This is a genomic window from uncultured Cetobacterium sp., assembly GCF_947072685.1.
In the GTDB taxonomy this organism is placed as follows: domain Bacteria; phylum Fusobacteriota; class Fusobacteriia; order Fusobacteriales; family Fusobacteriaceae; genus Cetobacterium_A.
In genome coordinates this window covers 1-9,094 of the sequence record NZ_CAMTIK010000039.1, presented here as the reverse complement: position 1 = coordinate 9,094, position 9,094 = coordinate 1, and the positions used below count along the sequence as shown (strand labels likewise).

Here is a 9,094-nt window from a genome sequence, read left to right as displayed (position 1 = left end):
TGTTGTCGCTGGTTCGAGCCCAGCAAGAAGCGCCATTTTTTTATTTTTTGTAAAATTTTTAGAGCCTAAGGGCTCTTTTTTTTTATGAAATAAATAGAGTATAGTGTATAATAAAGAAAAGGAAATTTGATTAAGGGGTGAATATAAGTGATAAAAAAAGAAAAAATAATAGTTCTAATAGTTTCTATAATTATTATTTTTATAGGTATAATTAGCTTATTAAAAAAAGATGAAATAGAACATAAATTTAAGAACAATAAAAATATGTCATCAATTTATGAACGAAATGAAAAAAGAAGAGTTGAAAAAATATTTAATACCAAAATAAAAAATAGCAAATTAAAAGGTATTTTAAATAGTTTATCTATTGATAAACTTGAAATAGCAAATACGATATTAGAAAATAATAGATTAGTTGATTTTTTAAATACTCCAAATATTGAGGAGTATATAAATAACGTAGATTATGAAAAAGCTGTAGAAAATTCAAAAATAGCTAAGTCCTTAAAAGAATTAGAGTTGCTTTCACCAGAATTGGAGCGATATTTTAAAGAAGAGTTGTTAAAAAATGGATATGATAAATTTATAAAAAAAATAAAAGATAAACCAGAAGTTATAAAGACAAGAAAAAGAATAACAAAGCTTTTACCTATAAAAAGCACAAAAAATACTCTTGAAAATCTTTCTGAACATAATTTAATGAAGATCAGTGAAATTTTATCAAGTTCCCCAATAACTATAGAATTTGTTGAAAAAAAAGATATGAAAAAATATAATTTGAGTCAAATAGTTGAAATAAGTAAAACTTTATATCAAATAGGAAAGATAAATCCTGAATTAGCTATAGAGATAGAGGGGATGTCCAATGGACTAAATATTAGAAAAGCTGCTTTATACGGAGATTTATATGTTAAAGATGAAGAGTTCGAAAATCAAATAAACAAAGAGTATGAAAAAGAAAATTATACATTTGAAACACCTTTCATAAAATACAATCCATATGGAAGAACACCCTTAAGCTATGGAGTAAAATATAGAAATGATGGAAGTGAAGATCTTGTTAGGGTAACAGTTTTAGGAATTGGTGGAATGCCTAACTACTCATATATTTATAGATATAATATGAGTGAAATATTACCGATTGTAGGGTTATATCCTAAAAAAGAAAATATAGTTATATTGGAAATTTTGAATCCTAAAAATAAAACGGTTTTAAAAAGTCAAAAACTTAAACTAAAAACATTTCCAGTAGATGATAGATTACCTGCGATATCGGTTGAAAAAAGAGTGTCGGGAAGTATTCAACCTGGATTTAATTTAGTATCTTATAATTTAAAAGAAGAGGCAATACCTTTTGCTTTCGATAGTATGGGAAATATGAGATATATTTTAAAAACTGGAAAAGATATAAGAAGAGCCCGAATTGAAAAAAGTGAACCAGGAATTTGGGATATAAAAAATGATGAGGATAAATTTCAGTTGGATATATTGGGTAAAATTTTAGGAAGAATTGGAAGACAGGATAATAAAGAAAATGATGAAAATAAAAAAACAAAATATCTTGTAAGAAATAATAATCTATTGACAGTTATATCTTATAGAGATGCAACTTATCCTTCGGCCTTATTTTCAGAGTATGGGTTAGATTCTAAGGATGAAGTTTTTAGAGCCGTTATATATTATGATAAAGATGGAGCTGATGAAAATATAATTCAAGATGGTGAAAGAGTTATGCTCTATGAAGGAGATAGTGAAGAATAATGTTGAGAGTTTTTTATATAAGTGTTTTAGGAATAGTATTTTCAGTTTTAACAAATATTTTTACACTGACATCAGAAATGAATTTTGTAGGATATTTAGTATTCTTTTTTATAATTTTGAGTTTGTATTTATTTGATTTGATGAATTTTGATACGCCAAATTATTCTTTAAAAAATTATTTAATAGTTTTTGGAATAAATTTTCTCTTTTTCTTAATTTGGTTTTTGATGAGTTGGGAATTTTGGTTAATTGTATTTTTTATAATATTTATATCGAGTGTTGTTTTGTTGAGATTAATTATAAATCTATCTGTTTACAACGTTAAACCGGTAACAATTTATGGGGTTGGAGATTTAAAATTAAATTTAGAAAAAAGTTTAGAGAGATTAGAAGGTTATAGATATATAAACTATTGTGGAAATATAGATGATTTAGAGCAGTTTGTTAAAAAAAATCAAATAAAATTACTTTTATTGGGAAAACTAAAATTAGAGGATAAAGAGATTGATAAAATCTTGAAAATAAAATTGAGAGATACCAATGTAATGGGATATTTGGATTATATGTTAGAAATAGAAAAGAAAATAGAAGTTTCTTATATAAATGAAGAGTGGTTATTAAATGCCTATGGATTTGAAATTTTAAGAAGTAAAATTCAAAATAAAATAAAAAGAGTATTCGATATAGGGATGTCAATAATTATAGGAACATTGACGTTACCTATAATGGTTATAGCTGCTATTGTAGTAAAGTTGGAAAGTCCAGGTGGAACTATCTATTCGCAAGCTAGAGTTGGGGAAAATGAAAAAGAATTCATGGTTTATAAATTTAGAAGTATGAGTCAAGATGCAGAAAAAGATGGAGCTAAATGGGCACAAAAAAATGATCCGAGAGTGACAAAATTTGGTAATTTTATGAGAAAGACTAGAATTGATGAACTCCCTCAATTGTTAAATGTTATAAGAGGAGATATGAGTTTTATAGGTCCTAGACCAGAAAGGATGGTTTTTATCAAAGAATTGGAAAAGCAAATCCCGTATTACGGATTAAGACATATGATAAAACCTGGGTTAACAGGATGGGCACAAGTTATGTATCCCTATGGTGCTACAGTGGAAGATGCAAAATGTAAGCTAGAGTATGACTTATATTATATAAAGTGCTATAGCTTATACTTAGATATTATAATACTTTTTAAAACTCTAAAAACAGTTGTATTTGGAAAAGGACGGTAAAAATGATAACGGTATTTACACCCACCTATAATAGAGAAGATACACTTGAAAGACTTTATAAAAGTTTAAAAAATCAAACATCTAAAACGTTTCAATGGGTTATTGTAGATGATGGATCTACAGATAAAACAGAAAGTTTAATAAAAAAATTTATTGATGAAAAAAAGATTGAAATAATTTATAAAAAAGTTAAAAATGGTGGAAAAATGAGAGCTATAAATTTAGGAGTTTCTCTTGCTACACAGGATTATTTTTTTATAGTTGATAGCGATGATTTTTTAAATGAAAAAGCTATTGAAAGTATTGAGGAAGAAGTGATAACATTACCGGATGATTTTGCAGGATTGGTATTCAGAAAAGTTGAGATATCTAGCGAAGGAGAAATAAAAAATATAAATCAAAGGTTTGGAGAAGATCAAATAGATAGTAATCCGATAGATATTTTTTATAACAAAAAAATACTTGGAGATAAAGCTGAAATAATAAAAACTTCAATAATGAGAGAATTTCCATTTGTAGAGATTGAAGGAGAAAATTTTTTTCCAGAAGGGTATATATGGAACCAGATTGGGGAGAGGTATAGTTTTCGATATATAGATAAAGGGATTTATTATTACCAATACCTTTTAGAAGGATACACAAAACAATTTAAAGAAATAATGAAAAAAAATCCAAAAGGGTTTAAAATCTATTACTCTTATATGCTTAAAAAAAATATTCCCTTAAAAAATAAAATAAAATTTTTTATCAGGTATCTACAATCAGTATATTATGATTGGATAAAAAAATAGGAGAAAAAATGAAAATATTACATGTTATAACTTCCTTGGAATTGGGAGGAGCTGAAAAACTTTTATTAGATTTGATTCCAGCTCAAAAAAAACAAGGAGAAGATGTTGAATTATTAGTATTGGATTTAAAAAATGAAGTTTTTTTAGAAGAATACAAAAAAAGAGGTGTAAAAATACATACACCAATTGTAAATGATAAAAAAAGCTATAAAAATATATTTCAAATAGCAAAAATAATAGATAATGGAAAATATGAAGTTGTCCATACGCATCTCATTCACAGTCAAATTTGGGTAAGCTTAGCAAGATATATAGCAAAAGGGCCAATGTATATAACAACTGAGCACAGCACCCACAATAGAAGAAGAGAGTCATCTGTATATAAACTATTAGACAAGTTTATTTATTTAGGTTATAAAAAAATAATTGCAATATCAGAAGCTACAGCTAGAGAATTAGTTAGTTGGACTGGAATCAGTTTAAAAAAAATTGAAATTGTTTCAAACGGAGTTTCTTTAAGAAGCTTTTTAAGCAAACCAAAGGAAAGAAAAGGTAATAGAATAATAATGATTTCTAGATTTCATAAATCTAAAGATCACGCAACTGTTTTAAGAGCTTTAAAACAATTAGGCAAAGAGTATACATTGACTTTTGTTGGAGAAGGAGAAACACAAGAAAGTGTAAAACGAGAAGCGATAATGTTAAATTTAGGGGAAAGAGTTCAATTTTTAGGATATTCAAATTCAGTGGCATCACTTTTAAAGAGGCATGATATAGCTATACAGTCTTCTAATTTTGAAGGGTTTGGAATAAGCGCGTTGGAGGCGATGGCGTCAGGCACCCCAATAATAGCTTCTAATGTTGAAGGATTAGCGGAAGTCGTGGATGGGGCAGGTCTATTGTTTGAATTAGGAAATGTTCAAGATTTGGTAGATAAGATAAAATTATTAGAAGATAATAGTTTTTACCTTCAAAAGAGTAAAGATGGAATAAAAAATAGTTTAAAATATTCAATAGAAACAACTGCAAAAAAATATATAGATATTTATAAGGGAGAGTAAAATGGCCTTTTATATAGTGGCTATAATAATATCGTTATTGGGTTTGTATGATGTATTTGGAAAAAATTCACAAATAAAGAATAAGTTATTGAAAGTAGTTGTGTTTTTTTTAATTGTATTTTTAGGGACACGAGGATTTTTGGGATGGGATTGGTATTTTTATTATCCCTCTTTTTTAAATGGGACATATGTTTATGAAAAAGGGTATATGTTTTTTACAATTTTTATTTCTAGAATTTGGAAAAATTATATTTTTTATCAATTTATAACCGGGAGTATAGATCTTCTAGTTTTTTATTTTGTATTTAAAAGGTATTGTAAATATCCAATACTAACTTTTGCGATATTTTTTAGCATACAAGGACTCCAAATGGAGGTTGAGCTTTTAAGAAATATGAAAGCTATTGTCTTGTTCTTGTTATCCTTAAAATATATAGAGGAAAGAAAAATACTTCCCTTTCTTCTGTTAAATGTTTTAGGGGCAACATTTCATTTGAGCGCATTGATCTATTTGCCGATGTACTATATTTTAAATATTAATTATAATAAAAAAATTATATTAAGTATTTTTATTTTGGGAAGTTTTTATTATATTTTTGATTTAAAAATATTTATAATATTATTAGAAAATTTAGGAAACGTATCAAATGGTGCATTTAGAGATAGAGTATTAAATTATAAAAGTGTACTTCCAATAGAAACTTTTAGAGGGTTAAATATGTTTTATTTGGAACGATTAATATTATTTGCAGTAGCATATTTCAATGAAAAAAATATTATTTTAAAAAACAGTGCATACATTTGGATATTTATTTTTTTATTTACCTCCGAATTATCAATTATTTCGGTTCGTATAGGGATTTTATTTATATATAGCATTTGGATAGTTCTGAGTAGAGCAGTGGAGATTCAAGATATAAGAACTAAATATTTAGTTCTTGCAACTATTTTTTTATTGTGTGGTTTTAGATTACATAATAATTTAAGTTTTATAGGAAATGCAGATAACTATAGATATGAAAATATTATTTTTGGTGGGCTAGATTACGAAAGAAGAGAAAAAGAGTTGAAGGAAAGTAAAAAATTTCTAAAAGATAGTCACGGAAAGGAACTTTTAATTCAATATTAACAAGGGGTATTTATGAAAAAATTTAAAATAATTTTTACAGCAAATGTTTTGTGGGATATATATATATTTAGATACGGGGTTATCAAAGCATTGATAGAAGATGGTCATGAGGTAATAGCGGTTGCTCCTAAAGACGAAAGAATTGATTTTCCAAAAGATTTAGGAATTAGACATATTCCTATTGAACTTAAAATGCGTGGAATAAATCCTTTAAAAGATTTGTCTCTTTTGAAACAATTAATAAATATATATAGGAAGGAAAAGCCTGATATAATTTTTCATTATACAATAAAACCTAATATATACGGAACACTGGCGGCAAAATTGGTAAAAATCCCCAGTATAGCAGTATTGACAGGATTAGGGTATTCTTTTGTTGAAGGTGGAATTGTTTCTCGAGTAGCAAAAGCTATGTATAGATTTGCACTGATATTTTCTAAAGAAGTATGGGTTTTAAATAGTGATGATAGGAACAAATTAATTGAAGAAAAAATTGTGAAGAGTGATAAAATTTTTATTCTTCCAGGAGAAGGAGTTGATACAGAAAAATTTTATCCAATGAAAAAAGAAGAAAATAGTGAAATTATATTTTTAATGGTAGCTAGGGCTTTTTATGACAAAGGATTCAATGAGTATGTGGAGGCTGCTAAAATAATAAAAAGAAAATATTCGAAAGTTAGGTTTTGGTTTTTAGGAGCTTTAGGTGGAGACACTGCAAACGGTGTAAATGATATAAAAATGCAAGAGTATGTTGATTGTGGACTTATAGAGTACTTAGGGCATAGAAAAGACGTTGATAGGGTTATAAACGATTCTGACTGTGTTGTATTACCGTCGTATAGAGAGGGGATCTCAAAAGTGTTGATGGAAGCTGCAAGTATGGAAAAGCCAATAATTGCAACAGATGTCACAGGGTGTAAAGAGATTGTAGATGATGGAGTGAATGGATATTTGGTAAAAGTAAAAGACTCTGATGATTTAGCTTTTAAATTAGAAAAATTTATAAAATTAGATAAAAAAGCTAGAGATATTTTAGGAAAAAATGGAAGAGTAAAAATACTGAAGGAGTTTGATGAGAAAATAATAATTGAGATATATAGGAGAAAATTATGGAACTTACAATAATAGTACCAGTTTATAATGTGGAACAATATTTAAAAGAGTGTCTAGATAGTATATATCAAATAAAAAATATAAAGTATGAAGTAATTTTAATAAATGATGGTTCTACAGATTTGAGTTTTGAAATTTTAAAAGAATATCAAAAAAAATATCCAGAGATTACAAAAGTTGTAAACAAAGAAAACGGCGGATTATCTTCAGCTAGAAATATTGGAATAAAAGAGGCCAAAGGGGAATATATCTCCTTTATTGACAGTGATGACATTATCTCACCAAAGGAGTTTGAAGAGTTTTTTAAAGAGGGAGAAAAACTTGATTTGGATGTTATTGTTGGAAATATGAGATATTTTTTAGGTGATAAAATAGGGGAGCCTCTTTTTAGATCCCAAGAAATAAAGGATTTTACTGTTGGGAAAGGGACTAAGTTTTTTTTGACTTTGTTTGAAGGAAATAAATGTTTTCGTGAAGAGGTTGTAGATGATATCTATAAAAGAGATTTCATATGTGAAAACAAACTTTATTTTCATGATAATTTAGTACATGAAGACAGTTATTTTACTCCAATGGTTTATTTGAAAGCTAAAAGAATAAAATATATAGATATCGCTTTTTATTATTATAGACAGAGAAGCGGAAGTATTATGAGTGAGGTCACAGAAAAAAGTATAAATTCGTTGGAAAAAATATGTTATATGCTTTTGAGTGAATATTCTAAAACTGATGAGTTTGGACAAAAAGCTCTTTCCAAGCTATTGCCAAGTTTTTATAAAGTAATTTTATATAGATATATCAACTCTGGAAGAGATTATAAGGAAAAGTTGAAAAATTATAGAAGTATTTTTAAAGATGTAGATGGAGTTAAAAATAAAAATATAGAGGAGATTTTAGTTTATTTATCTCCAAAGTTAGTTAATTTTTTAAGGAAAATTGTAGGGAAAGGGATAGGTCATAAACAAAAGATACCTAAATTTTAGGAGGAGTTATGGAAAAAAAAATACATTATATTTGGTTGGGCAAAGGACCGAAGCCAAATATAATGGATATTTGTATAAATTCTTGGAGAGAAAAACTTCCAAATTATGAAATTATAGAATGGAATGAAGAAAATTTAGATTTTTATAATGAAATTGAAAAAAACAATTTTTTAAAAGAGTGCTATAAGAGGGAGCTATGGGCTTTTCTTTCAGACTACTTTAGAGTAAAAGTACTTTACAATGAAGGTGGAATATATTTAGATTCAGATATGCAGATATTAAAAAATTTAGATATTTTCTTGAATGACAGAGTTTTTTTTGGATTAGAGGATAGGAATCAAGTTAGTGCCGGAATAATAGGGTCAGAAAAAGGTCATGAGTTTATAAAAAGAGTATTAGATTTTTATGAAAAAGAGATTTGGGAGATAAATATATATACGATACCAGCTATTCTTGAATATGTTTTAAAAAAGTATTATAAATTTGAAAATTCAACCGATAAAATTATGGAGTTAGAAAATGGAATAAAGTTATATCCGTATGAATATTTTTATCCATATCATTTTACAGAGGAATTTTCTTATAAAAAAATAAAAAATTTTACATATGGAATACATTGGTGGGGGAAAAGTTGGCATGGAAATAAAAAAAAATTATATTTTTTAGAATTTAAAACAATAAAAGGGTATAAAAAAGTATTGATAAACATGTTGATTTTTTTAAATATTTTAGAACCTATTAGAAAAATTTATGAAAAATTTTTAAAAAAATATAAGTGATGTTATCTTCATAACACTATATTTTACAAGGGTTATGAAGGTATTCCTAGTTGTAGAAACAAAAAAGTAGAAAAAAACTTTAAAAAAAGCAAAAAAACTTGTTGACTTTAATTATAATTTATGATATTATTATTAATGTCCGTGAGGGACAGCGAAACGCGAAAGCGAAGAGCACCTCAACTAGGAAGCCTGGGTGGCGGAATAGGTAGACGCACAGGACTTAAAATCCTGAGCTATCTGAT

Annotated in this window: 8 protein-coding genes; all 8 read left to right on the top strand. The window is 26.9% G+C overall.

Annotated features, from left to right (window positions below; genetic code table 11):
• Nucleotides 1–147: 147 nt before the first annotated feature.
• The 8 genes from Q0V67_RS10010 to Q0V67_RS09975 are packed head-to-tail and all read left to right on the top strand — an operon-like array spanning nucleotide 148 to nucleotide 8,852.
• Entirely contained in the window at nucleotides 148–1,761 is a 1,614-nt protein-coding gene (locus Q0V67_RS10010; protein WP_297599216.1) for an aryl-sulfate sulfotransferase N-terminal domain-containing protein, read from the top strand.
• Entirely contained in the window at nucleotides 1,761–2,996 is a 1,236-nt protein-coding gene (locus tag Q0V67_RS10005; protein WP_297599214.1) for a sugar transferase, read from the top strand. The genes Q0V67_RS10010 and Q0V67_RS10005 overlap by 1 nt, the downstream gene beginning before the upstream one ends.
• Nucleotides 2,997–2,998: 2 nt before the next feature.
• Nucleotides 2,999–3,787 carry a glycosyltransferase family A protein gene (locus Q0V67_RS10000; RefSeq protein ID WP_297599212.1) on the top strand — a complete coding sequence of 263 codons (789 nt, stop codon included), beginning with the start codon at nucleotides 2,999–3,001 and terminating at the stop codon, nucleotides 3,785–3,787.
• A gap of 8 nt (nucleotides 3,788–3,795) precedes the next feature.
• Nucleotides 3,796–4,848, top strand: coding sequence for a glycosyltransferase (locus Q0V67_RS09995; RefSeq protein ID WP_297599210.1), 1,053 nt, complete (start codon nucleotides 3,796–3,798; stop codon nucleotides 4,846–4,848).
• A gap of 1 nt (nucleotide 4,849) precedes the next feature.
• A complete protein-coding gene (locus Q0V67_RS09990; protein WP_297599208.1) occupies nucleotides 4,850–5,977 on the top strand; it encodes an EpsG family protein in 1,128 nt (375 codons plus the stop codon).
• A 12-nt stretch (nucleotides 5,978–5,989) separates the two neighbouring features.
• Complete coding sequence (locus Q0V67_RS09985; RefSeq protein WP_297599206.1) at nucleotides 5,990–7,102, top strand: glycosyltransferase family 4 protein; 1,113 nt, start codon at nucleotides 5,990–5,992, stop codon at nucleotides 7,100–7,102.
• Entirely contained in the window at nucleotides 7,087–8,073 is a 987-nt protein-coding gene (locus Q0V67_RS09980) for a glycosyltransferase (protein ID WP_297599204.1), read from the top strand. Before Q0V67_RS09985 ends, Q0V67_RS09980 begins: the two co-directional genes overlap by 16 nt.
• A gap of 8 nt (nucleotides 8,074–8,081) precedes the next feature.
• Nucleotides 8,082–8,852, top strand: a complete 771-nt coding sequence (locus tag Q0V67_RS09975) for a glycosyltransferase (protein WP_297599203.1) — start codon at nucleotides 8,082–8,084, stop codon at nucleotides 8,850–8,852.
• Nucleotides 8,853–9,094: the final 242 nt, after the last annotated feature.

Excerpts from the sequence above, each read along its gene's own strand:
- Q0V67_RS09980 (WP_297599204.1), top strand. The coding sequence starts at position 7,087 with ATGGAACTTACAATAATAGTACCAGTTTATAATGTGGAACAATATTTA.
- Q0V67_RS10000 (WP_297599212.1), top strand. The coding sequence starts at position 2,999 with ATGATAACGGTATTTACACCCACCTATAATAGAGAAGATACACTTGAA.
- Q0V67_RS09995 (WP_297599210.1), top strand. The coding sequence starts at position 3,796 with ATGAAAATATTACATGTTATAACTTCCTTGGAATTGGGAGGAGCTGAA.
- Q0V67_RS09985 (WP_297599206.1), top strand. The coding sequence starts at position 5,990 with ATGAAAAAATTTAAAATAATTTTTACAGCAAATGTTTTGTGGGATATA.
- Q0V67_RS09975 (WP_297599203.1), top strand. The coding sequence starts at position 8,082 with ATGGAAAAAAAAATACATTATATTTGGTTGGGCAAAGGACCGAAGCCA.
- Q0V67_RS09990 (WP_297599208.1), top strand. The coding sequence starts at position 4,850 with ATGGCCTTTTATATAGTGGCTATAATAATATCGTTATTGGGTTTGTAT.
- Q0V67_RS10005 (WP_297599214.1), top strand. The coding sequence starts at position 1,761 with ATGTTGAGAGTTTTTTATATAAGTGTTTTAGGAATAGTATTTTCAGTT.